This window comes from Stutzerimonas sp. R40042 (genome assembly GCF_026642215.1).
In the GTDB taxonomy this organism is placed as follows: Bacteria; Pseudomonadota; Gammaproteobacteria; order Pseudomonadales; family Pseudomonadaceae; genus Stutzerimonas; species Stutzerimonas frequens.
On the sequence record NZ_CP113258.1, the window covers coordinates 3,311,259 to 3,333,794 of the forward strand.

A 22,536-nucleotide genomic window follows, 5' to 3' on the forward strand; every position below is an offset into this window, starting at 1 on the left:
ACCGACCTCGCACCCCTGCTTCGCTGTCTACTGCACACGAGCCCACCATCGACACGAGGAACCGCATGCATTCGCTGATCAGCGCCTGGCAGTCACCGGTTTCGCGAATGAAGCTGGTTGCCGGCCTTCTGTTGCTGCTGGCCGCCCTGCTGTACATCGTCGCGACCCGTTTCGAGACCGTTCACCCGGCCTGGGGCTATGTCGCCTCCTTCGCCGAGGCTGCCATGGTCGGCGCGATCGCCGACTGGTTCGCCGTCACCGCCCTGTTCCGCCACCCGCTCGGCCTGCCGATTCCGCACACGGCGATCATCCCGCGCAGCAAGGCGCGCATCGGCCGCAACCTGTCGGGCTTCATCACCACCCACTTCCTCGCCACGCCGCTGGTACTGGCCAAGCTGCAGGAGCTGGACCTCGCCTCGCGCCTGGCCGACTGGCTGCGCCATCCGCGCAATGCCGAAGCGGTCGGTCGCCGGCTCACCGGGGTCGCGCATTTCGGCATCGCCGCGCTGCATGACGAACGCGTGCGCGCCTTTGTCGAAGCCAAGGTGATCGGCCGCCTGCGCAAGTTCGACCTCGCCCCGCCGCTGGCCCAGGCACTGCGCGTGCTGACCAGCCAGGGCCGGCATCAGGCGATGCTCGATGAACTGCTGATCCGCCTCGACTCGATCATGCAGGATGAGGAAACCCGCGCGCTGGTCGCCGACGCCATCAGCCGGGAAATCCGTACCCTGCGCTATCTCGGCCTGAGCCGGCCGGTGAGCGGCTGGTCGGCGAACAAGTTCGTCGACGGCCTGTCCGCGCTGATCGCCGAGATCGCCGCCGACCCAGAACACCTGATCCGCCAGCGTTTCGACGAGCATGTCGGCGAATACATCGAGCGCCTGGAACAGGACCCGCACTACGCCCTGGAGGTCGAGCGCATCCTCGCCCAGCTGCTGGAACACCCGGCCACCAGCGCCTATTTCGGCAATCTCTGGCAGGAGCTGACGGCCTGGCTGGAAAGCGACCTGGCCAGCGACGACTCACGCATCGGCCGGCGCATCGTCTCGCTCTGCCGCGGCCTCGGCGACGGCCTGGCCGCGGACGAGTCCATGCGCAACTGGATCAACGAACAACTGCTCGCCGCCGCCCCCGGGCTGCTGGAACGCTACCGCGGGCAGATCGGCGCCTATATCGCTCAGCGCGTGGAGAACTGGGAAAGCCGCGAACTGGTCGAGCAGCTGGAACAGAGCGTTGGCAAGGACCTGCAGTACATCCGCATCAACGGCACGTTGGTCGGTGGCCTGGTCGGGCTGGTACTGCATGCGCTGACGCAGCTGGTGGCCGGCTGAAGGGCTCAGGCGCTACGCAGCGGCGCGCCGATCCGGCTGCCAGCCGCCAGCGGCTCATCGCAGCGCAGCGTCGCCGGACGGCCGGAAAGCCACCACCGGCGGTTAGCCAGTTCGTCGGCATCGCGCGGGTCATGGGTCACGCAGATCATGGCCATCCCGGGATGCCGATCGAGCAGCTGCGCAATCAGGACGCGCAGCTCGGCGGCGCGTTCGGCATCCAGCGAGGCGAAGGGCTCGTCGAGCAGCAACAGCTCCGGCTCGATCGCCAGACAGCGGGCCAACGCCGCGCGGCGGGCCATGCCCAGCGACAGCTGGTCCGGCAGGCAGTCGCCGGCGCTGGCCAGCCCCACCTCGGCCAGTAGCCGCTCGATGTCGGCCGGGCTGGCGCCGACCAGCGCCAGGTTCTGCCGCACCGTACGCCAGGGCAGCAGGCGGTGTTCCTGGAACAGATAGCCGACGCGCAAGCCGGCGCGCTGCTCGATCATCGGCCGCAGCTGCGGATCGAGCCCGGCGATGCCGTTGAGCAGCGTCGTCTTGCCGACACCGGACGGCCCGAGCACACAGATGCGATCGCCGGCGCGCACCTGCGCCTCGATCACACCGAGCACCGGGTGACGGCCATCCAGGCGCAGCTCAAGCATGGCGCACACCCGCTTCGCGCCAGGACGATGCGCGACGCTCCAACGGCTGCAACAGCGCCAGTTCGATCAGCTGCACCACGGCGATGAACGCCAGGCTATAGGCGAGGATGCTGGCCACGTCGAATATCTGGAAGGCCATGTGCAGCTGGAAGCCGATGCCATCCGAACGCCCGAGCAGCTCCACCACCAGCACGATCTTCCAGATCAGCGCCAGCCCGCCGCGGGTCGCCGCCATCAGGTAGGGAAACAGCTGCGGTAGCCAGACATGCCTGATCCGCTGCCAGCGCGTGAAACGGTAGACCATAGCCATCTGTTCCAGCTTGGGATCGATACTGCGTGCGCCTTCGCGCACCGTCACCGCCACGTTGGGCACCTTGTTGACCACCACCGCGAGCACCGCCGCCGCTTCCACCAGGCCGAACCAGACGTAGAGCAGGATGATGGTGACCAGCGCAGGCAGGTTGAGGAACAGCACCAGCAGCGGATCGAGCAGCGCGTTGGCCAGCCGCGAACGGCCCATCCACACACCGAGCAGCGTGCCCAGCGCCATGGCCAGGGCGAAAGCGATCAGCACCCGGCGCAGGGTCACCAACAGATGCTCGGGCAGCTCGCCGCTCTGCAGCGCCAGCCAGAAAGTCTCGAGCACGGCGGCGGGTGTGGGCAGCAACGGCGTCTTCACCACCAGTGCGATGCCGGCCCAGAGCAGCAGCGCCAACGGCAACGCGACCCAGCAGGCCCAGCGCGAGCCGTTCATGGTGCGCTCTGGAACAGCGCGGCCGGCATCAACTTGGCCGAATCGCTGCCGGTCAGCACCAGCAGCCGCTGCAGGTCGGCGATACGTGCCGCGTCCAGCGACTGCGGAATGCCCGCGACGAAGCTGTCGCGCAGCGCGGCGAACACTGCCTCATCGTCGGCGCGCATGAGCGGACGGATTGCTTGCCAGTACGCCGGTTCGGTGGCGAGCTCGTGCTTGCTCTGGCGCAGCGCGCTGGCGAAGCGCTGCAGCAGCACCTCGTTGCCCTGCGCCCAGGGTTCGGGAAACAGATAGCCGAGTACCGGCAACTGCGCATCGAGTTGCAGATCGCCCAGCAAGTCATCCAGGCCGAAGGCAGCCTGCACCCCGCCCTCGCCGCGCATGCGCGCGGAGAAGTGCCAGAAGGTCAGCAGCGCATCCAGCTGGCCGCGTCGTAGCGCCTGACCCAGCAGCGGCGGCGCGGCGTATTGCACGCGGGCTTCCCTGGCGAGATCGATGCCCTGCTCCGCCGCGGCACGTTGCAGCAGCCGCCAGCCGAGGCCATCCGGCCCACCGGCGACGCCGATACGCTTGCCGCGCAGATCGGCCAGGGTGCGGACTCCGCTGCCGGTCGGCACCAGCACTTCACCGAGCTGCGAGGAAAACGGCAGGTAGCGATAGCTGCTGCCCGCCTCATGCCGCGCCTGCGCCCAGGGCAGGTCGCTTACCGCGCCATCGACGCTGCCGCTGGACAATGCCAGGCGCGACGCCGGCACATCGGCCGCCAGGCGCACCTTCAGTTCGAAGCCGTTGGCGTGGTCCAGCTGACGTCGTTTGAGGTGTTCCAGCTCCCAGTGCGGCGTGCCGAACTGCAGCACGCTCAGGGTCAGTACCGGCAACGCCTCGGCGCGGGCGCACCAGGGCAGCACGGCGAGGATCAGCAGTACGCCGAACCGCAGCCATCTGCTGCAGGCGCTGAAGGCATGCTGTATACGGCGAACGAGGACGAGCGTGGGAGGCATCATGCCCGCAGGGTACGAAGCCCCCCGGCGGGCACGAATTGTACTTTGGTGCCTGTTTGCTGCTGCGATGGTCGCGAAGCGCGCCGGCCGCCGACATGGCCGGCGCCGCGATCAGGCCTGGGTGGCGATGCGTTGCAGCAGGCGCGCCTGCAGCTTCTCCAGCTCCGCCGGATCGGCCTTGCCCGCCGCGTGGATGCCCAGCCCTTCGCCGGCATAGCGCGGCACGATGTGCATGTGGATATGGAACACCGTCTGCCCGGCCGGCGCGCCATTGAACTGGGCGACCTGCACGCCGTCGGGCTCGAGCTCGGCGACGATGGCCCGGGTCAGCTTCTGCACCACCTTGATCACCTTGGCCAGCGCCTCGCTGTCCACGTCGAGGATGTTGCAGGCCGCCGAGCGCTTGGGGATCACCAGCGTGTGGCCGAAGGACTGCGGGAACAGATCGAGAAAGGCGAGCACGTCGTCGTCCTCGTAGAGCTTGTAGCAGGGGGCGTCGCCGCGAATGATCTGGGCGAAGATGTTCTGCGGATCGTAGGTCGTGGTCAGGGACACCTGGTGTTCTCCGGCGAATGGAAAAGGCTGACCTTAGCATTCTCCAGGCGCCGGCGAAGCGAGCAAGGGCCTGCCGTCACGCAGCAACGCGCGACGGTGCAGCCCGAACGACATCGGCGAGTTATGCGTGGCCAGCTGAACACGCGCCGCTGAACACGCGCCAGACGGCCACGCGCTGCGGCACGATCGGCGCTTCGCCAGCCGCCATCTGCAAGGAGCCCCGCATGCAACTGGCCAGGATCGAACAGCTGCTCGTCGGCACAGCCGTACCCTTCACCCGCCCCGGCAGCCACAGCGCCATCGCCAAGCAGCCCACTGCCGGGCCGGTGGCGGTCGGCAGCGAAGGGCTCGCCGGCGACGAACAGGGCGATCGCCGTGTGCATGGCGGCGTCTACAAGGCGCTGCATCACTATCCGTTCGAGCACTATCACTACTGGCAGGCTCAGCTCGGCCATTCGCCGCTGCTCGAGCGGCCCGGAGCCTTCGGCGAGAACATCAGCACCACCGGCCTCGGCGAGGCCGACCTCTGCCTGGGCGACGTGCTGCGCTGTGGCGACGTGCTGCTGCAGGTGGCGCAGACCCGCCAGCCCTGCTGGAAGCTCAACGACCGCTTCGGCGTTCCGGATATGGCCTTGCGTGTGCAGCAGAGCGCTCTGACCGGTTGGTATTACCAGGTGCTGGAGCCCGGTCAGCTGCAAGCCGGACAGATGCTCGTGCTCGAGCAGCGCCCCTTTCCAGGCTGGCCGCTGACACGGGTAATGGACGTGCTGTACCGACGCACGCTGGACCGCGCCGAGCTCCATGCACTGGCCGAGCTGCCGCTGGTGCCGAACTGGCGCAAGCTGGTGGACCGCAGGCTGGAAAGCAATGCGGTGGAGGACTGGAACAAGCGGCTACAAGGTCTTGCCGATGCCTGACCGGTCCGTAGCGAGCACACCAAGGCAGTAGGCGAAATCCGGCGGCACAGGTATCTTCGCCAACCTCTCAACACAGGACCGCCCGCTCGATGCTTCGCCTCGCCACCCTTTGCGCCCTGGCGCTGTTCGCCTACACCGCCCACGCCCAGGTCGAGGTCCTGCCGCTGGAGCACGAGGACCAGGGGCTGGTACTGGTGGCGCGGGTCACCGAGCAGATCGCGCCGGGCGACTACGAGGCGTTGCTCAAGGGCATCATGGCTCATCCCGGCAAATACGCGCGCAAGCTGCTGATCCTCGACAACATCGGCGGCAGCGCGCCGGAGGCCATGCGCATGGGCTACCTGCTGCGCGAAACCGGCTTCGATGCGCTGGTGCCAGCGAGCGCGGTCTGCCAGGGCAGTTGCATCTACCTGCTCGCGGCTGGCCGGCAACGCACGATACGCGGGCATGTCGGCCTGCATCGGCCGTATATCGCCAACGGCGAGTCGGCACTGTCCAGCGGCCAGCGACCGCGGCGCACGCCACAGGCGTACCTGCGCGACATGGGCGTCAACCCGCGGCTGGCCGACGACATGCAACTGATCGATCCGTGGCGCATGCGCGTACTGACCCACCGTGAGCTGGCGCGCTATCGGCTGCAGTGACATGCGCACGACACTGCCCTACGGCCTTCCTCTCACCGCGCTGCTGGGCGGCCTGGCACTCGGCCTGATCGAGCCGATCGGGGCGTTGCTCGTGCTGGCGTTCGCCGGCTGGCTGCTGGCCGAGCCGTACCTGCCACGGCTACCGTGGCTGGCAACCACCTTGATCGGCGCCATTCTGCTGGCCGCGCATCTGCTGCCCGGTTTCAACCCCTTGCCCCTGGGGCCGCCGCAGGACCTGGGCGGTGCGGCGCCCTGGCAACTGCGGCTCAGCCCGGACAAGGCCATGGTCGCCGCGCTGTTGCTCGCCTGGTGGCTGGGCCAGCCGCACGTAGCCTGGCGCTCGAAGCGATGCACATGGCTGGTCTCGGTCGCGTGCCTGGCATCCGTGCCGCTGCTGGCGGTGGCCGGCGGCGTCCTCGCCTGGCAGCCGAAGTGGCCGGCGCAGTTCCTCGCCTGGCTGGCCGTCAACCTGGCCGTCACCTGTCTAGCCGAGGAGCTGATCTTTCGCGGGCTGTTGCAACGCGAGCTGGTCGCCCGCTTTGGCGCGGCCATCGGCATCGGCCTGGCGACAACCCTGTTCGGCGCGGCGCATCTGCCCTTCGGGGTCGGCTTCGCCCTGCTCGCCAGCGTGGCCGGGTTGGGCTACGGCCTGGCGTTCCACTGTGCCGGCGACCGGCTGTGGGTGGCCGTGCTGCTGCATGGCGCACTCAATTGCCTGCATCTGCTCCTGCTGAGCTATCCGCTGCGCTGATCGGAAATTTTTCAACGCCCTGTCGATTCGTCCCGCGCTCGTTCGACCAGTGATCGGAGCCGGCGGAAATCTCGACAACCCCGTCTAGGCTCCTTTTCCATCCAACGAAGGAGTCGACCGATGCGTTTCATGGTGATGATCAAGGCCACGCCGCAAACCGAAGCCGGCGAGATGCCCAGCGAGGACGTGCTTACGGCCATGGGCCGCTACAACGAAGAACTGGCCAACGCTGGCGTGCTGCTCGGCGGCGAGGGCCTGCAGCCCAGCAGCAAGGGCGCGCGCGTGCGCTTCGACGGCGAGCGCTGCAGCGTGGTCGACGGCCCGTTCGCCGAGACCCGTGAGCTGATCGCCGGCTTCTGGCTGTTCCAGACCGCCTCGCTGCAGGAGGCGATCGACTGGGTCAGGCGCTGCCCACCATCCGCCATCGGCGAGGCGGAGATCGAGATCCGCCAGATCTTCGAAGCAGAGGATTTCGGCGCCGAGTTCACCCCCGAACTGCGCGAGCAGGAAGAACGCCTGCGTGCGCAACTCAACCACTGACGGCAAGGAGCACAAAATGAAGCTATCCACCTACCTCACCTACGACGGCAACGCCCGCGAGGCCTTCACCTTCTACCAGCAGGTGCTGGGCGGCAACCTGGAGCTGATGACCTTTGCCCAGGCGCCTGAGGCCGAGCAGTTTCCCGCCGAGTACCATGAGCGGATCATGCACGCCTGTCTCGACCTCGGCGAAAGCACCCTGATGGCCTCCGACACGCTGCCCGGGGACACCTGTGGCGGAGGACCGTACGAAGGCATCAAGGGTTGCTCGATTTCCCTGCATCCCACCAGCGTGGCCGAGGCCGAGCAGCTTTTCGCTGCCCTGGGCGAAGGCGGTACGGTGATCATGCCGCTGGAGAAGACCTTCTGGGCCGAGCGTTTCGGCATGCTGACCGACCGCTTCGGTTTGTCCTGGATGGTCAACTGCGAGTAACGCCCGCCTCGCCCCCGCGCCGCTGTCGCCCCCAGGTAGCACAGCGGCGCGCGGGACGGACAAGCGTTTGGATGCACGGCACTTTTGTTATAACGTATCGCACCTTTGCCGGGCGCCACCGTTGCCAGGTCATGTGAGACATCGCTCCACATGCCCCGCGCCCGTCGCCCGCAAACCTCCTGCCGTGAGCCGTGCATGCCCGCCCCCGACCTGACCTCGCCCGTTGCGGCGCGCCTGCAATCCATCGACGCGCTGCGCGGCCTGGTGATCCTGTTCATGCTGCTGGACCATGTCCGCGAAACTTTTCTGCTGCACATGCAGGTGCCGGATCCGATGGACGTGGCGGTCACCGAGCCGGCACTGTTCTTCAGCCGCACCCTGGCGCACCTGTGCGCACCGGTATTCATCTTCCTGACCGGGTTATCAGCGTTCCTCTATGGCGAAAAGCATCAGGGCCGCCACGCGGTGTCGAGCTTTCTGCTCAAGCGCGGGCTGTTTCTGGTGGCGCTCGAGTTCACCCTGGTCAACTTCGCCTGGACCTTCCAGTTCCCGCCGCAAGTGATCTACCTGCAGGTGATCTGGGCCATCGGCCTGAGCATGCTCGCCCTCTCGGCGCTGCTCTGGCTGCCACGCCCGTGGCTGGTGCTGCTCGGACTGCTGATCATCGGCGGGCACAACCTGCTCGATCCGCAGCACTTCCCCGTCGGATCACCCATGCACCTGCCGTGGGCCATCCTGCATGATCGCAGCTGGCTCGAGGTCTCGGACAGCCTGCGCCTGCGCACCTCCTACCCGCTGCTGCCCTGGATCGGCGTGATCGCCCTGGGCTACGCCGCCGGCCCCTGGTTCGGACGCAACGCCGATGCCGAACGCCGTCAGCACAACCTCGCCAACTGGGGCAGGGCCGCGCTGCTGCTGTTCGTTCTGCTACGCCTGATCAACGGTTACGGCGAGCGGCCCTGGGTGGTTGGCGAGGATGGACTGCGGACACTGATGAGCCTGCTGAACATCACCAAATATCCGCCGTCGCTGCTGTTCCTCTGCCTGACCCTGGGCACCGGCCTGCTTTTGCTGCGCCACTTCGAGCGTCGCCAGGATCGCGCCTGGCTGCGCCCGCTGACGGTGTTCGGCGCAGCGCCGATGTTCTTCTACCTGCTGCACCTCTACGTGCTGAAGCTGCTCTACCTCGCCGCGGCGGCGATCTGGGGCCTGAACCGTGGCAGCCACTTCGGCTTCGAGGCGGTCTGGCCGCTGTGGTTGTGGACTGTCGTGCTGGCGGTGGCGCTGTACCCGGCGGTGCGCTGGTTTGCACGGCTGAAGGCCCGGCGGCGGGATATCACCTGGCTCAAGTACCTGTAGGCGAGACAGCGCACGCCGCCCATGCCACTGATCCGAAAAATGTGAACCATCTAGCAAATTGCTATCACTCCGGACATCATAGCCAGCACGAGCGTTCGCTACGGGCCGGCTGACTGCCACAGGCCGCCCGCGGCCGGGTTTCCTTGCGCGGAACCTCGACCAAAGCCCTGCTGGCACCCGGAATGTTTATGTCGTCGTTTCGTCTTGCCGTTTGGCCTTTCATCCTGCTTGCCGCCTGCTACACACCCCTGGCCAGTGCCCTGGGGCTGGGCGAGATCAGCCTGCATTCGGCGCTGGCCGAGCCGCTCGAGGCGGACATCGAGCTGATCGACGCACGCGGACTGGGCGCCGATGACATTAAAGTGCGCCTGGCGCCGAACCATGTGTTCGCCCGCGCCGGCGTCGAGCGGCCAGACATTCTCGCCAAGCTGAGCTTCGTGCCGGCACTCGACGCAGGCAGTCAGCGTATCCGCGTGAGCTCCACCACACCGGTGAACGAGCCCTATCTGAACTTCATCGTCGAGCTGACGCTACCGGGCGGCCAGCTACTGCGCGAGTACACCCTGCTCCTCGACCCGCCGCTGTACCAACCGGATCTGCCGGCGCTGCCGCTTGCCCGGCCGACGCCGGCCGTGGTCGGCATGCCGCCCGCCGAACCGGCACCAGCACGCACGCTGCCGATGGCCGGACAGGGCAAGCGGTATCGGATCCAGCCCGGCGACAGCCTCTGGGCCATCACCGCGCGACTGCAAGGTGGCAAGGCCGGCTCACGCGAAGCGCTGATGACGGACCTCTATGCGCTGAATCCGGATGCCTTCATCGGCGGTGACCGCAACCGCCTGCGGGTCGGTGCCGAGATGCTGCTGCCAGACCACGTCGAGGCTTCCGCACCCCGACCAACCGCACCAACGACCGCGAGCGACCCCGTATCTGTCGCAGCGGTACAGGTGATCGAGCACGTCGCCGTCGAGCCTTCAGCGACGCCCGATCGCAGCCTGGAGCAGGTGCTCGGCCAGCTCGAAGCCCAGGTGGTGAGCCTGCAGGCACAGATGGAGGCCCAGAACCGCCTGCTCGCCGAAGCGCAGCAAAGCCTGGCGCAGCGCGAGGCAAGCCCGGCCGTCACCGAACCCTCCATCGCCCAGGTAGCGCCGTCCGACCTGGGCGCCGTGGCGCATCAGCCATCCGCCGCGCCGTTCGCCTCGGCGTTGGCTGCGCCCGCACTGGCGGAGCAGCCGGATAGTTCGCTCAGCAGCTCGTTACTGGTTGTGCCTGCGTTGCTTCTTCTTCTCGCGGGCCTGCTGCTGCGCCGACGCTCCCGGGCGGCCGCAGCGGCCTCAGCGGCAGCGCTGGTGGTCGAACCCCGTCCCGTTGGCGCCAAGCGGGCGGAAGCATCCTTTCCGGACATCAACCCCTTCCAGCGCCAGGTGCCGATGGTCACCGAGATGACCGTGGACGAATATCTCGGCCATCATCCAACCGAACGGCCGGCCCCCGTCGCAACACTGCCGCAGCCAACCGCGCCGGGCCTCGTTGGCCTGCGTCAGCCAAGCGAACTGGACGAGCTGATCGCAAGCGCATCCGCCGAAAACAGGGATGCCGTTTGGCGCGCGGGCCTCAGCGAAGCCCTCGGCTGCCTCGACCGCGGAGAGCTCGACCGCGCGACCAGTCTGCTGGCGACCCTGCTCGACCAGGACGACAGCGCTCAGCGCTGCAGCGACGCGCGACTCGCACAAAGCGCCTGATAGCGAAGGGGCGCGTGCGCTGGCGCATCGACGCTCGCCCTGGCCTCGTCTCCGCAATACTCAGCCGGCGGCACACGTCGAGGAACAATTACGCAACCGACAGCTGGCGCACCAGTCGTACAGGCATACTGATCAGACCCCTTCTGGAGAACATGCCTCGTGGACCTGCTATTTCTCGGCACCTCATCCGGCACACCGACCCGCGCGCGCAACGTCAGCGCGCTGGCGCTGCTGGAGGACACCGGCAAGGCCTGGTACCTGATCGATTGCGGCGAAGGCACCCAGCATCGTCTGCTGCGCACGCCGCTGTCGCTGCACGACCTGCGCGCCATCTGCATCACCCACGTGCATGGCGATCACTGCTACGGCCTGCCCGGCCTGCTGGCCAGTGCCGGCATGATGGGGCGCAAGGCACCGCTGACGATCATCGCCCCGCAGGGCATCGAGACCTGGGTGCGGGCGACCCTGAGCATGAGCCAGAGCTGGCTGAGCTACGAGCTGGACTTTCATGCGGTCGAGACACTCGGCGAGTGGCGCAGCCCGAACATGCGCATCGAGGCGACCGAGCTGTCCCATCGCGTGCCCTGCTACGGCTACAGCTTCAGCGAGGCGCGCCCCGATCCGCGCCTGGACATCGAACGCCTGGAACGTGACGGCGTGCCGCGCGGCCCACTCTGGGGCCAGCTGGCGCGCGGCTTCGACATCGAGCATGAAGGCCGAGTGCTGCGCAGCGACGATTACCTGAGCTTCAGCCGCTCCCCGCGACGCATCGTCGTCGGTGGCGATAACGATCGCCCCGAGCTGCTCGCCGAAGCCTGTCGTGACGCGCAGCTGCTGGTACACGAGGCGACCTATACCGAGGCCGTGGCCAACGACGCGCGCAATGACTTCGGCCACAGCACCGCAGCAGCGGTGGCGCGCTTTGCACAGGCGGTCGGGCTGCCGAACCTGGTGCTCACCCATTTCAGCGCGCGCTACCAGAAGAGCGCCGGTCGCGGCCACTCGATCGAGCATCTGCGGGCTGAAGCCGCTGCACTGTACGCCGGCCAGCTGCTGCTCGCCGAGGACTACATGCGCCTGCATCTGGGCAAAGACGGCAACCTGACCCGCGTCGAGCCACCCGACAGCTCGCGTCCGCCACGTCGCAACAGCGAGAGCGGCGCCTGATGCGGCAGAGGGAAGCCAGCCGCCACCGAACCGCCGATACATTCGCAGGCGCATGTTGACGTTTACGTAAAAGAGCAGTACTGCTATGCGCTCCGCCTACGCCAGGAGCACCCGATGACCCTCAGCACCAAGCTCGGCAACAGCCCGACCGATCTATGGCTGGAGGGCTCCGGGGGACGGCTGTTCATTCGCAGTTGGTTTCCCGATGCCGATGCGTTGCGCCCGAACCGCGCCCCGATCCTGCTGCTGCACGAATCGCTCGGCTGCATCGAGCAGTGGCGGGACTTCCCGGCCGCCCTCAGCCAGGCCACTGGACGAACGGTGGTGGCCTATGACCGCCTCGGTTATGGTCGCTCCGATCGCCTGACTGCGCCGCCTGTAGCGAGCTTCGTCGAGGACGAGGCCAGCACCGGCTTCGCCGCAGTACGCGAGCACCTGGGCATCGAGCACTTCGTGGTGGCCGGCCACAGCGTTGGGGGCAGCATGGCAGTGCATTGTGCCGCACGATTCGCCGAGGCCTGCCAGGCGCTGATCACCCTGTCCGCGGTGACCTTCGTCGAGTCGCAGACGCTGGACGGCATCCGTCAGGCCAGGAACTGGTTCGCCGACCCCACCCAACGCGAGCGTCTGCGCCGCTATCACGGCGAACGCAGCGACTGGGTGCTGAGCGCCTGGATCGACACCTGGCTCGCCCCGAACTTCAGCAACTGGTCACTGGAAGCGGCACTACCGGCCGTGCGTTGCCCGACGCTGGCCATCCATGGCGACGGCGATGAATTCGGCTCGGCGAGACATCCGCAGCTGGTCGCCCGCCACGCCGGCGGGCCGGTGGAACAGGTGCTGCTGGCGGGCGTCGGTCATGTGCCGCACCGCGAACAACCGGAGCAGGTGCTGGCACGCATCGCACAGTTTCTGCGGCCGGTCAGCTAGTGCATGCACGCGAGCGCAGGCCAAGCGCATCAAAGCGGCCTGCTGCCGGTCCGGGCGCGTTCGATTGCTTCGCCCCTGTGCGCGAGTTAACAGTGTTGCGCTTGCCTCGGTACCAGCCGATGACAGTACCCGAGGCCCAACGCATCATGCTCGCTCGATGTCATGCCGCAGCGGGTCAACGCATGCAACCTACCCTCACCGACTCCTTGCTGGACCACGCCGGAATCAGCTCGCCCGGGCGCAGGCGCAGCCACAATGAAGATGCTCTGCTTTGCGCGCCGGCACTGGGACTCTGGGCGATCGCCGACGGCATGGGCGGGCACCAGTGCGGTGAGGTCGCCAGCAGCGTGGCGCTGGAGGCACTGCAGCGGGCCATTGAAGCCGGCGAGCCGCTGGAGCCGGCGGTCCACCTGGCCAATCAGGCCGTACTGGACGCCGCGGGCGACGACGGCATGGGCACCACACTGGTGGCAGCGCAGTTCCATGGCGTCGATTTCGAGCTGGCCTGGGTTGGTGACAGCCGGGCCTATCTGGTCAGCGCCACCGGCATCGAGCAGCTCACCCGCGACCACAGCTGGGTACAGATGATGATCGACGCCGGCGAGCTGAAGCCTGCCGAGGCCGAGGGCCACGCCTGGCGCAACATCATCCTGCACTGCCTGGGTCGTGAGGAGCCGCTGGAGATCGGCTTCACCTGTGGCACGCTGAAGCCCGACGAGCTGCTGTTGCTGTGCAGCGACGGCTTGACCAACGAACTGACCGATGCGCAGATCCAGGCCAGCTGCACCTTCGCCGACACGCTCGAGAATCTGGTGGAACAGCTGATCGCCCAGGCCAACGAACATGGCGGGCGGGACAATATTTCCTGCATCGTGATCGGCCGTACCGCAACACCGCCGGCGACCGAGTCGCGCGGGCGCCGCTTCATCAACATGCTGTTGAAACCCCTCAAGTCGTAACCAGGCACGAGCTTTTCCATGACGCATCGGATGCTAGAAATTCCCGGCTATCGCCTGCACAAACGACTCGGCAAGGGCGGCATGGCCGAGGTCTACCTCGCCACCCAGCTGTCCCTGGATCGCGAGGTAGCCGTCAAGGTGCTGCTGCGCACCGAGGATGCGGCCTTTACCGAACGCTTCATCCAGGAAGGCCATATCGTCGCCTCGCTGCGCCATCCGGCCATCATCACCATCCACGACATCGGCCAGATCGCCGATGGCCGCCACTATCTGGCCATGGAATACCTCGGCGGCGGCGATCTGGCGCAGCATCGCGGCATCGTCTTTTCACCGGCCCGGGCTCTGGACATCATTCGCCAGCTGGCCGGCGGCCTCGCGGTGGTACATGACGGCGGGCTGGTTCACCGCGACGTGAAGCCGGCCAACATCCTCTTTCGCGACGATGGCAGCGTCGTGCTCACCGACTTCGGCGTGGCCAAGGCGGTGGAACTGGACAACGAACTCACGCATTTCGGTATCGCCGTCGGCAGCCCCGCCTACAGCAGCCCGGAGCAGGCCCAGTGCCAGCCGCTGGATGCCCGCAGCGATATCTACAGCCTCGGCGTGATCCTGGCCGAGATGCTCACCGGGACCAACCCGTTCCGCGCCAGCAGCTATCCGCAAACCGTGCTCAACCACGTGCAGATGCCGCTGCCGCAGTTGCCACCGGCGCTGACGGGCTACCAGCCGCTGCTTGACCGCATGCTGGCCAAGCAACCAGACGAGCGCTTCGCCAGCTGTCGCGAACTGCTGGCCGCCATCGACACCCTCACCGAACCGGACATGGACCAGACGCGCATCGCGCCGGCCGTCATCATCGAAGCCAAGCCCAGTCGCCGTCGCCGGCGGAGCGGGCGCGGCCTCGGCCGCTGGGCGGCAATCAGCGCAGCCGTGGTGGCCACGGTGGCGGTGCTCGGCTTCGGTGGTTACCAGTGGTGGCAGTACAGCCGCATCAGCGACTTCCTCGGCCGTGCCGAATCACGCCTGGCCGTCGGGCAGCTGACCACGCCCGCGTTCGACAATGCCGACTACTACTTCCGCCAGGCCCTGCGCCTGGATGCCGATAACCCCGAAGCGCTCGACGGCCTGCGCCGCGTGCTCGATGCGCGCATCGCCGAAGCCCTGGAGCTGGCGGCGCAGCGACTGGCCAGCGACCAGCTACTGGAGCCGGCCGAAGACAGCGCCGTCCACTATTACCAGCAGGTGCTCGGCTGGCTGCCGGAGCATCAGGCCGCACGCGAAGGTCTGACACGGGTCAGCGAGCGCTATGTCGAACTTGCCGAATCGGCCTACGCACGACGCGAGTTCGCCCTGGCGTTGAAATATATCCAGCAGGGCCTGGAGGCCGCGCCGGAACACGCGCCGCTGCTGGCACTGCACGACGCTCACGCTCAGCGCGTTGCCAAAGCGCGTGCGCCTCGGCCCAAGCCGCGTACCGCCGCCAGCACCTCGCGCACGGCGCCAACAACCACGCAAAGCTCCCAGGCGCCGGCCAACCCGGTCAAGCGCCTGTGGAACCGGATCTTCAACCAGTAATCACGGGCGATCGCTCGGCTCGCGCCCGATCGCCTCTCTGCTCAGGGTGATTCAGAGATGCTCAGGATTCATTTCGTCGACAACCGGCAGAGCCCCATCTGGCTGGCCGATGAACGTTTCACCCTCGGCTCGGACCGCAGCAACAAGCTGGTCGCGAACGATGCCGGGATAGAGCCGTTCCACGCCGAACTGCTGCTGGAACACCGCTTCTACTACCTCACCGACCTCGGCACGGTGGGCGGCACCTACGTCAACGACGAGAAGGTCGGCGAGCGCTACCAGATTCGCTCCGGTGATCGCCTGCGGCTAGGCACGCTTGAGCTGCAGATCGTCGATCCGGCCAAGGCCGGCGCCAAGGTGGCGTCCGCGCCCCGCTGGTTGCTGCAGGTAGTGAAGGGCGAGAACCAGGGCCACAAGTACCACATCACCGGCTCGATGACCTTCGGCCGCTCGGTGAAGTGCGAGCTCTGCTTCAGCGACGCCGAACTGTCGCGCCGCCATGCCGAGTTCTTTCTCAAGGGCGACGTGCTGGAGGTGAAGGACCTGGCCTCGGCCAACGGTGTGCTGGTGAACCGGCAGAAGGTCAGCACCGCGGTGCTGCAGCCGGGCGATCAGATCCAGCTGGGCAACACCACGCTGTTGGTGATCGGGCCGAAGGTCAGCGCGCCGGAAGTCGTCGACGAGGACGCCACGGTGTTCGTTCGCGCCGCCGATCTGCCCACGCCTGCGCCCAAACCCGCACGTCCGCGCCCGGCTACACCGAACCCGTTGCATGCCGCCACCACAGCTGCAGCCGTGATACCCGCTGGCCATCCTTCGCGCAGGTCGGGCTGGCGCATCGGCCTGCTGCTCGGGGTGCTGGCAGCAGCGCTCGTCGCAGCCCTCCTGGCGCAAAGGATGTTGTAGTCGTCAGCGTTCGACCACAGCCCTCGGCAAGTTCGTCAGTTTCCGTCCGAGTCGCCATAGACGTCGCGCCAGCTCCAGCCATCCGATTCAAGCAAGGCACTCAGCAGCCTGCGGCGCTCGTCGTGCGCCGCGATGGCGACGCGGTCTTCATCCAGCGGTATGGCTGCGGCCGCCAACGGCGTCAGATCGACATCACCCTCGCCCACGCTCGGGCGGGTTCGACCAAGGTAGCTGGCACGTTGCAGCTCCAGGTGCCGAGTCACCGCCGAACCCAGCATCTGCCGTTTGAGCCGATCCTGGGGGATCTCGGCACTGACGCTTTGCAGCAGCCTCAACACCTCATTGAGCGTAACCACCGCCGGCACCACGTTCTTGCCGGCATCGCAATTGTGAAAGCACTGGATGACCGGGTACGCATGATGGTTCAGGGTGTGCTGGACCAGCATCTGCCGCAGCTCCGAGACGTTGTCGTAGAAACCGGAGAAATCCGCACCATTCCAGCTGTTGACCAGGATTTCCTGCGGTGTCCGGCCCATGCTGCTGACCAGTAGGCTGAGCTGGTTCTGCAGACTGACCGCCGACAGCACCGGAACGATATAGGTGATCGCCGCAGTGATGAACGTCAGGCCGCAGAACGCGGCCGCGCTGGTCAGCACACGCCAGCCGTCCGCGGCTGCGGCGTAGTCGCCGATGCCCAGCGTTGAAAGGGTGAAACCGGCGTAGTAGAAGGTTTCCCACAAATCGGCAGGCAGCTTGGTCGCGTCGTCGACAATCGAGCCGGGGTGTGAGGCAAAAAGCAGGAACAGGCTCGCCCAGAGGCCCAGTATCCAGCTCAGCAGCACCGAGAGCACGACGAATTGCCCGGCATACTGCAGCAATCCGCATCGTCCCTGGCGCCCCGCCGCCCTGAAGAAAAGCGCCCATACCGACCGAGTGACAGCGTTGGTGAGCGTTCCACCGCCGCGTGTCGAAAGCGTGGTCTTGATGATGTCGGCAGCAATAAGCAGAAACAGCAGGATACCGAGGGTGAATAGCGCCATGAGCTTGAAGCCTTGCTCCTTGATCAGGGTTCACCGATTAGGAAAAGCGCAACGCTCCACAAGTTCACCCGGCGCGCTCCGCGCAAGCAACCCACCCGGACAGCTGGCGGTGCCGGTTTCAGCCAGGCCCTGCGCTGGCCCCACGGCTGCGACGCAAAGCAGCCACGCCCTCGACGACGAGAATGCCGATTGCCGCCCAGATTGCCCCATAGGTCAGCCACTGGCCTGCCGTGATGGTCTCGCCGAGCAGCAGCGCCACCACCACCAGCAACACCGGTTCGACGTAGCTGAGCAGGCCGAACAGGGCCAGGTTCAGGTGTTTGCTTGCGACGATCATCAGCGCCAGGGCCAGCGCGCTGAGCGCACCGAGGCCGGCGATCAGCACCAGCAGCCGCGGGCTGGCGGTCAGCAGCTGCAAGGTGTCGCGGTGGGCGACAGCGAACAATGCGGCGACCGGCAGGCTGATCACCAGGTCCAGCCAGAGGCCGCCTAGATTGGCGGTGCCCATCCTGCGGCGCAGGGCGAAGTAGCACGGATAGCCGAGGGCGACCGCCAGCACCGGCCAGGACAGCGACGCGGCGCCGAGCAGTTCGTTGCCGACGCCGATCGCGGCGAGCAGGCAGGCCAGGCGCTGCAGCCGGCTGATCGCCTCGCCGAACAGCAGCCGCCCGGTGAGCACCAGGGTCAGCGGCAGCAGGAAGTAGCCGAGCGAGACGTCCAGGCCGTGGCCGTTGATCGGCGCCCACATGAACAGCCACAGCTGCAGCCCGACCAGCGCCGAGGACAATGGCAGCGCCAGCCATAGCCGCGGCTCGGCGGGCAAGCGCGCAACAATCTGCCGTACCTCACCCCAGCGGCCGATGGCGAGCAGCAGCAGTGCCAGGCAGGGGGCGGTCAGCAGGATGCGCCAGCCGTAGACCTGCTGGCCGTCCAGCGGCTCGAGCAGCGTGGTGTAGTAGTACAGCGTGGCGAACAGCGCCGAAGCGCCGAGCGAACTGGCCACGCCCGGCAGACTGTTGTGGCTGTGCATGGCTCGATCCAGATGAGAGGCCGACCCTGAACTCAGGGCTTGACCTGGCTCCATTGCTTGTTCAGGCGCTTGTCGGATACCGGCATTTTCGTACCCAACTGCTGTGCCCAGAGCGAGACGCGATATTCCTCGAGCATCCAGCGATAGAGCGCCAGTTCAGGATCGCGCTTGCCCTCCTGCTGGTGCTTGTGCAGCCGCGCCTGGTACTGCTCCCAGTAGCCGCCCAGCTCGCCGGACCAGACGCGGTCGCGCTGCAGCTGCGCGCCGATCTTCTCGAAGCGTTGCTCGATGGCCTTCAGATAGCGCGGATATTCCTTCAGCCATTCGGCCGGTGTTTCGCGAACAAAGCCCGGATAGACCAGGTTGCCCAGCTGCGCCTTGATGTCGTTGAGCGCCACCGCCTGGGCCAGATCGATCTTGCCCTTGAAGCGCTTCTGCAGGCCGTGCCAGTGCTTGAGTATTTCCAGTGTCAGGCGCGCCAGCCGTTCGGCATGCGCGGTCCAGTCGCCGCGCTTGCGCTCGGCCAGCGACGCCAGCGCCGCACCGTCACGCGGCAGCGCGGCCTCGCCGTCGAGGATGCAGCTGTCCAGGCTGGCCAGCAGGATGTCCTCAACCAGCGCATCGACCTTGCCCATGTCACGGTAGAGCAAGCCCAGCTCGGTAAGGCCCGGCAGCTTGTGGCGCAGGTACTTGGCGGGTTCCGCCAGCTGTTGCAGCAACAGGCGCTGCAGGGCGCGGCGGTGCTGCCAGTCGGCCTCGGCCTGGGTCGGGAAGCGCGCCTCCTTGACCACCCCGGCCTCTTCCACCAGCGCCGGGTAGACCGTCATCGACAGGCCGGCCATCTTCGCCTGCGCCTTTTCCGCGACCTGGGCAAAACCCTTGGCCTCGACCGGCTTCTGCTCGGCCTTCTGCTGCGGCGGCGCCAGCGCGGCTTGGCTGGCCTCGGCGAAGCGCGCGGTCAGCTCGGCCAGGTCGCGGCCTTCGCCGAGGAACTTGCCGCGCGCATCGACCACCTCGATGTTCATCTTCAGGTGGTTTTCCAGCCCGGCAGCGGCCTCGGCCCAGGCCTCGTCCGGCACGCGGGCGCCGGTCATGCGGGTGAGCTCGCGGCCCAGCGCCTCGGGCAAGGCGCCTTCGCCAAAGCTGATCTTGGCCAGCGCCGCGCCGACGAAGTCCGGCACCGGCACGAAGTTCTTGCGGATCGCCTTGGGCAGGCCGCGCACCAGCGCGACCGCCTTGGCCTCGATCAGCCCCGGCACCAGCCAGTCGAGCCGTTCGCGGCGCAGTTGCGGCAACAGCGGCGCCGGCACGCGCAGGGTTACGCCGTCGCGCGGGTGGTTGGGTTCGAAGTGGTATTCCAGCGGCAACTGCAGCTCGCCGATGCGCAGGTGGTCCGGATACTGCGCGGCGGTGACCTCGCTGGCCTCGCGGGCGAGCACGTCCTCCTCGCGCATGATCAGGAGCTGCGGGTTCTTCTGGCTCTCGCGCTTGTACCAGTTCTCGAAGCTGGCGGTCTGGTAGATGTCCACCGGCAGGCGCGCATCGTAGTAACCGAACAGGGTTTCCTCGTCGGCGAGGATGTCGCGGCGCCGCGCCTTGGCCTCCAGCTCGTCCATGCGCTCGAGCAGCTCGCGGTTGGCTGCCAGCGCGCGGGCACGGCTGTTGATCTCGCCGCGCACCAGGCCCTCGCGGATGAACAGCTCGCGCGCCGCCGGAGGGTCGATGGGCCCGTAGTGCACCGGGCGGCGGCCAACCACGATCAGGCCGTAGAGCGTCACCTGCTCGTAGGCCACCACCTGGCCGCGCTTCTTCTCCCAGTGCGGCTCGAAGTGGTTCTTCTTGACCAGGTGGCCGGCCAGCGGCTCGATCCAGTCGGGCTCGATCCTGGCGACCATGCGCGCGAACAGCTTGGTGGTTTCCACGAGTTCCGCGGCCATCAGCCAGTTGGGTTTCTTGCGCCCGATCACGCTCGACGGATGCACCCAGAAGCGCCGCTGGCGGGCACCGAGGAAGTCGCCCTCCTCGGTCTTGTTGCCGATCTGGCTGAGCAGGCCGGCAAGAATCGCCTTGTGCACCGCGGCGTAACCCTTGGCTTTCTGCGCGGCCTCGCTGGCTTCGGCCTGCTGGCGGACGATGGCGTTGACCTTGTTGTCCTTGGTTAGCGCGGGTTGGGAGGTAGCCCCCGCCGGACGCGTGGAAGAGGCTGCGCCGTCTTCCACCCTACGATGCTTAGCGACGTGGCCGTCCGCCGGGGCATCGGTTTTGCCCTTTGCGTAGGGTGGATGGCCGGAGCCATCCACCGCCCGGCCCGCGCCAAGCTTGAGTTCGCGCACGATCAGCGTCAGCTGGCGATGGGCATCGCGCCACTCGCGCAGGCGCAGGTAGTTGAGGAAGTTCTTCCGGCACCAGCTGCGCAGCGCATTGGAGCCCAGCGCCTGGCGTTGCTCCTCGAAGCCGCGCCAGAGGTTGATCAGTGCGGCGAAGTCCGAGTCCGTGTCCTTCCATTGCGCATGGGCCTGGTCGGCGGCCTGCTGGCGGTCGGCCGGGCGCTCGCGCACATCCTGCACCGACAGAGCGCTGGCCACGATCAGCACCTCGGCCAGGCTGCCCTGCTGCGCGGCTTCGAGCAGCATGCGGCCCAGCCGCGGGTCGATCGGCAGGCGCGCCAGCTGGCGGCCCAGCGGGGTCAGCTGGTTCTCGCGGTTGACCGCCGAGAGCTCCTGCAACAGGTTGAAGCCGTCGCTGATGGCCTTGCCATCCGGCGGCTCGATGAAGGGGAAATCCTGAATGTCGCCCAGGCGCAGATGCAGCATCTGTAGGATCACCGCGGCGAGGTTGGTGCGCAGGATCTCCGGGTCGGTGAATTCCGGCCGACCGAGGAAATCCTCCTCGCTGTACAGGCGAATGCAGATACCCGGCTCGACCCGCCCGCAGCGGCCCTTGCGCTGGTTGGCACTGGCCTGGGACACCGCCTCGATCGGCAGGCGCTGAACCTTGGCGCGGTAGCTGTAGCGGCTGATGCGCGCGGTGCCGGAATCGATCACATAGCGGATGCCCGGCACGGTCAGCGAGGTCTCTGCGACGTTGGTGGCCAGCACGATCTTGCGCCCCGGTCGCGGCTGGAAGATCTTCTGCTGTTCGGCCGGCGTCAGCCGCGCATACAGCGGCAGCACCTCGGTGAACTTCAGATTGGCCTTGCGCAGCACCTCGGCGGCGTCGCGGATTTCCCGCTCGCCAGGCAGGAACACCAGCACATCGCCGGGACGCTGGCCAACGCTGCGCTCGTGGGCGGCAATCTCGTCCAGCGCGGCGAGGATGCCCTGGTCGACGGTCAGGTCGTCTTCCACCCGGTTGCCGTCCTCGTCGATCTCCGCCGCCAGTGGCCGATACCAGGTTTCCACCGGGTAGGTGCGCCCGGAAACCTCGACGATGGGTGCACCGTCGAAGTGCTCGGAAAAGCGCTCCAGATCGATGGTCGCCGAAGTGATGATCACCTTCAGATCCGGCCGGCGCGGCAGCAGCGTCTTGAGGAAGCCGAGCAGGAAGTCGATATTCAGCGAACGCTCATGGGCCTCGTCGACGATGATCGTGTCGTACTTTTCCAGAAAGCGATCGTGCTGCGTCTCGGCCAGCAGGATACCGTCGGTCATCAGCTTGATCAGCGTGCGCTCGGTACTCTGGTCCTCGAAGCGCACCTGATAGCCCACCAGCTCGCCCAGGGGCGCGCCGAGCTCCTCGGCGACGCGGGTGGCGACGCTGCGTGCCGCGAGCCGGCGCGGCTGGGTATGGCCGATCAGCCCGTGTACGCCCCGGCCGATCTCCAGACAGATCTTCGGCAGCTGGGTGGTCTTCCCCGAGCCGGTCTCACCGGCGATCACCAGCACCTGATGCTTTTCCAGTGCGGCCTTGATCTCGTCGCGCTTGGCCGCGATTGGCAGGCTGTCGTCGTAGCGAATGCTCGGCACACTCTGGCGGCGAGCCTCGACCTTGGCCGCGGAGGCCTGAAAACGTTCCAGCCACTGGGCCAGTTTGGCCTCGTCCGGCTTCTTTCTCAGCTCGTGCAGCTGCCGGCGCAGGCGGTGGCGATCGGCGAACAGGGCCTGGTCGAGATTCTTCAGCAGGGTATCGATAGCGGGCGTTGCGTCGGTCATGGACAGCCGTGGGGCAATTCGAGAAGGGCGCGATTGTCGCAGATTTGCCCGGCCGGCCGAAGGGAAAGGGTTGTGCAGGGACCGCGCCGGCATGCCGGCGCGGTGTTCAG

Annotated in this window: 20 protein-coding genes; 13 read left to right on the forward strand and 7 right to left on the reverse strand. The window is 67.2% G+C overall.

Annotation, left to right across the window (positions count from 1 at the left end; translation table 11 throughout):
• Nucleotides 1–65: 65 nt before the first annotated feature.
• A complete protein-coding gene (locus OUY36_RS15685; protein ID WP_267935007.1) occupies nucleotides 66–1,331 on the forward strand; it encodes a DUF445 domain-containing protein in 1,266 nt (421 codons plus the stop codon).
• 5 nt (nucleotides 1,332–1,336) lie between these two features.
• Here the strand turns inward: OUY36_RS15685 and OUY36_RS15690 are convergent, their stop codons facing one another.
• The 4 genes from OUY36_RS15690 to OUY36_RS15705 form a co-directional block, all read right to left on the reverse strand.
• Nucleotides 1,337–1,972, reverse strand: coding sequence for an ABC transporter ATP-binding protein (locus OUY36_RS15690; protein ID WP_267935009.1), 636 nt, complete (start codon nucleotides 1,970–1,972; stop codon nucleotides 1,337–1,339).
• Nucleotides 1,965–2,726, reverse strand: a complete 762-nt coding sequence (locus OUY36_RS15695) for an ABC transporter permease (RefSeq protein ID WP_063542633.1) — start codon at nucleotides 2,724–2,726, stop codon at nucleotides 1,965–1,967. Before OUY36_RS15695 ends, OUY36_RS15690 begins: the two co-directional genes overlap by 8 nt.
• Nucleotides 2,723–3,730 (reverse strand): ABC transporter substrate-binding protein, encoded by a 1,008-nt coding sequence (locus tag OUY36_RS15700; RefSeq protein WP_267935011.1) that lies wholly within the window; start codon nucleotides 3,728–3,730, stop codon nucleotides 2,723–2,725. The genes OUY36_RS15695 and OUY36_RS15700 overlap by 4 nt, the downstream gene beginning before the upstream one ends.
• 108 nt (nucleotides 3,731–3,838) lie before the next feature.
• Nucleotides 3,839–4,282, reverse strand: a complete 444-nt coding sequence (locus OUY36_RS15705) for an HIT family protein (protein ID WP_013983560.1) — start codon at nucleotides 4,280–4,282, stop codon at nucleotides 3,839–3,841.
• Between the two features lie 224 nt (nucleotides 4,283–4,506).
• Here OUY36_RS15705 and OUY36_RS15710 point away from each other — a divergent pair, with 224 nt between their 5' ends.
• The 12 genes from OUY36_RS15710 (at nucleotide 4,507) to OUY36_RS15765 (ending at nucleotide 16,205) form a co-directional block, all read left to right on the forward strand.
• Nucleotides 4,507–5,199: an MOSC domain-containing protein gene (locus OUY36_RS15710; RefSeq protein WP_267935013.1), complete on the forward strand. Its 693-nt coding sequence runs from the start codon at nucleotides 4,507–4,509 to the stop codon at nucleotides 5,197–5,199.
• Nucleotides 5,200–5,288: 89 nt separating this feature from the next.
• On the forward strand, nucleotides 5,289–5,843 hold the full coding sequence (locus tag OUY36_RS15715; protein WP_267935015.1) for a hypothetical protein: 555 nt from the start codon (nucleotides 5,289–5,291) through the stop codon (nucleotides 5,841–5,843).
• Between the two features lies 1 nt (nucleotide 5,844).
• Complete coding sequence (locus tag OUY36_RS15720; protein WP_253748482.1) at nucleotides 5,845–6,594, forward strand: CPBP family intramembrane glutamic endopeptidase; 750 nt, start codon at nucleotides 5,845–5,847, stop codon at nucleotides 6,592–6,594.
• Between the two features lie 120 nt (nucleotides 6,595–6,714).
• Nucleotides 6,715–7,134, forward strand: coding sequence for a YciI family protein (locus OUY36_RS15725; RefSeq protein WP_267935017.1), 420 nt, complete (start codon nucleotides 6,715–6,717; stop codon nucleotides 7,132–7,134).
• A gap of 16 nt (nucleotides 7,135–7,150) precedes the next feature.
• Entirely contained in the window at nucleotides 7,151–7,567 is a 417-nt protein-coding gene (locus OUY36_RS15730) for a VOC family protein (protein ID WP_110776266.1), read from the forward strand.
• Between the two features lie 195 nt (nucleotides 7,568–7,762).
• Nucleotides 7,763–8,926, forward strand: a complete 1,164-nt coding sequence (locus tag OUY36_RS15735) for a DUF1624 domain-containing protein (RefSeq protein WP_267935019.1) — start codon at nucleotides 7,763–7,765, stop codon at nucleotides 8,924–8,926.
• 188 nt (nucleotides 8,927–9,114) lie between these two features.
• The gene (locus OUY36_RS15740; protein ID WP_267935021.1) at nucleotides 9,115–10,668 is read left to right on the forward strand and encodes a type IV pilus assembly protein FimV; all 1,554 of its coding nucleotides are present in this window, start codon (nucleotides 9,115–9,117) and stop codon (nucleotides 10,666–10,668) included.
• A gap of 159 nt (nucleotides 10,669–10,827) precedes the next feature.
• The gene (locus tag OUY36_RS15745; RefSeq protein ID WP_267935023.1) at nucleotides 10,828–11,835 is read left to right on the forward strand and encodes a ribonuclease Z; all 1,008 of its coding nucleotides are present in this window, start codon (nucleotides 10,828–10,830) and stop codon (nucleotides 11,833–11,835) included.
• Nucleotides 11,836–11,949: 114 nt separating this feature from the next.
• The gene (locus OUY36_RS15750) at nucleotides 11,950–12,765 is read left to right on the forward strand and encodes an alpha/beta fold hydrolase (RefSeq protein ID WP_267935025.1); all 816 of its coding nucleotides are present in this window, start codon (nucleotides 11,950–11,952) and stop codon (nucleotides 12,763–12,765) included.
• Between the two features lie 182 nt (nucleotides 12,766–12,947).
• Nucleotides 12,948–13,724, forward strand: a complete 777-nt coding sequence (locus OUY36_RS15755; protein WP_267935027.1) for a PP2C family protein-serine/threonine phosphatase — start codon at nucleotides 12,948–12,950, stop codon at nucleotides 13,722–13,724.
• A gap of 18 nt (nucleotides 13,725–13,742) precedes the next feature.
• The gene (locus OUY36_RS15760; RefSeq protein WP_267935029.1) at nucleotides 13,743–15,299 is read left to right on the forward strand and encodes a serine/threonine-protein kinase; all 1,557 of its coding nucleotides are present in this window, start codon (nucleotides 13,743–13,745) and stop codon (nucleotides 15,297–15,299) included.
• 57 nt (nucleotides 15,300–15,356) lie between these two features.
• Nucleotides 15,357–16,205, forward strand: a complete 849-nt coding sequence (locus OUY36_RS15765; protein WP_267935031.1) for an FHA domain-containing protein — start codon at nucleotides 15,357–15,359, stop codon at nucleotides 16,203–16,205.
• A gap of 35 nt (nucleotides 16,206–16,240) precedes the next feature.
• On the opposite strand, the gene OUY36_RS15770 is transcribed toward OUY36_RS15765, so the two are convergent.
• From OUY36_RS15770 to hrpA, 3 genes are all read right to left on the reverse strand, one after another.
• Nucleotides 16,241–17,245 (reverse strand): potassium channel family protein, encoded by a 1,005-nt coding sequence (locus OUY36_RS15770; protein ID WP_267935032.1) that lies wholly within the window; start codon nucleotides 17,243–17,245, stop codon nucleotides 16,241–16,243.
• Nucleotides 17,246–17,363: 118 nt separating this feature from the next.
• Nucleotides 17,364–18,275, reverse strand: a complete 912-nt coding sequence (rarD, locus tag OUY36_RS15775) for an EamA family transporter RarD (RefSeq protein WP_267935034.1) — start codon at nucleotides 18,273–18,275, stop codon at nucleotides 17,364–17,366.
• 32 nt (nucleotides 18,276–18,307) lie between these two features.
• The gene (hrpA, locus tag OUY36_RS15780) at nucleotides 18,308–22,426 is read right to left on the reverse strand and encodes an ATP-dependent RNA helicase HrpA (protein WP_267935035.1); all 4,119 of its coding nucleotides are present in this window, start codon (nucleotides 22,424–22,426) and stop codon (nucleotides 18,308–18,310) included.
• Between the last annotated feature and the right edge of the window lie 110 nt (nucleotides 22,427–22,536).

Bases quoted from the DNA above. Each gene is read 5' to 3' on its own strand.
- OUY36_RS15685 (WP_267935007.1), top strand. From the start codon at position 66: ATGCATTCGCTGATCAGCGCCTGGCAGTCACCGGTTTCGCGAATGAAG.
- rarD (WP_267935034.1), bottom strand. From the start codon at position 18,275: ATGCACAGCCACAACAGTCTGCCGGGCGTGGCCAGTTCGCTCGGCGCT.
- OUY36_RS15770 (WP_267935032.1), bottom strand. From the start codon at position 17,245: ATGGCGCTATTCACCCTCGGTATCCTGCTGTTTCTGCTTATTGCTGCC.
- OUY36_RS15715 (WP_267935015.1), top strand. From the start codon at position 5,289: ATGCTTCGCCTCGCCACCCTTTGCGCCCTGGCGCTGTTCGCCTACACC.
- OUY36_RS15710 (WP_267935013.1), top strand. From the start codon at position 4,507: ATGCAACTGGCCAGGATCGAACAGCTGCTCGTCGGCACAGCCGTACCC.
- OUY36_RS15740 (WP_267935021.1), top strand. From the start codon at position 9,115: ATGTCGTCGTTTCGTCTTGCCGTTTGGCCTTTCATCCTGCTTGCCGCC.
- OUY36_RS15690 (WP_267935009.1), bottom strand. From the start codon at position 1,972: ATGCTTGAGCTGCGCCTGGATGGCCGTCACCCGGTGCTCGGTGTGATC.
- OUY36_RS15755 (WP_267935027.1), top strand. From the start codon at position 12,948: ATGCAACCTACCCTCACCGACTCCTTGCTGGACCACGCCGGAATCAGC.
- OUY36_RS15700 (WP_267935011.1), bottom strand. From the start codon at position 3,730: ATGATGCCTCCCACGCTCGTCCTCGTTCGCCGTATACAGCATGCCTTC.
- hrpA (WP_267935035.1), bottom strand. From the start codon at position 22,426: ATGACCGACGCAACGCCCGCTATCGATACCCTGCTGAAGAATCTCGAC.
- OUY36_RS15760 (WP_267935029.1), top strand. From the start codon at position 13,743: ATGACGCATCGGATGCTAGAAATTCCCGGCTATCGCCTGCACAAACGA.
- OUY36_RS15695 (WP_063542633.1), bottom strand. From the start codon at position 2,726: ATGAACGGCTCGCGCTGGGCCTGCTGGGTCGCGTTGCCGTTGGCGCTG.
- OUY36_RS15765 (WP_267935031.1), top strand. From the start codon at position 15,357: ATGCTCAGGATTCATTTCGTCGACAACCGGCAGAGCCCCATCTGGCTG.
- OUY36_RS15725 (WP_267935017.1), top strand. From the start codon at position 6,715: ATGCGTTTCATGGTGATGATCAAGGCCACGCCGCAAACCGAAGCCGGC.
- OUY36_RS15735 (WP_267935019.1), top strand. From the start codon at position 7,763: ATGCCCGCCCCCGACCTGACCTCGCCCGTTGCGGCGCGCCTGCAATCC.
- OUY36_RS15730 (WP_110776266.1), top strand. From the start codon at position 7,151: ATGAAGCTATCCACCTACCTCACCTACGACGGCAACGCCCGCGAGGCC.
- OUY36_RS15720 (WP_253748482.1), top strand. From the start codon at position 5,845: ATGCGCACGACACTGCCCTACGGCCTTCCTCTCACCGCGCTGCTGGGC.
- OUY36_RS15750 (WP_267935025.1), top strand. From the start codon at position 11,950: ATGACCCTCAGCACCAAGCTCGGCAACAGCCCGACCGATCTATGGCTG.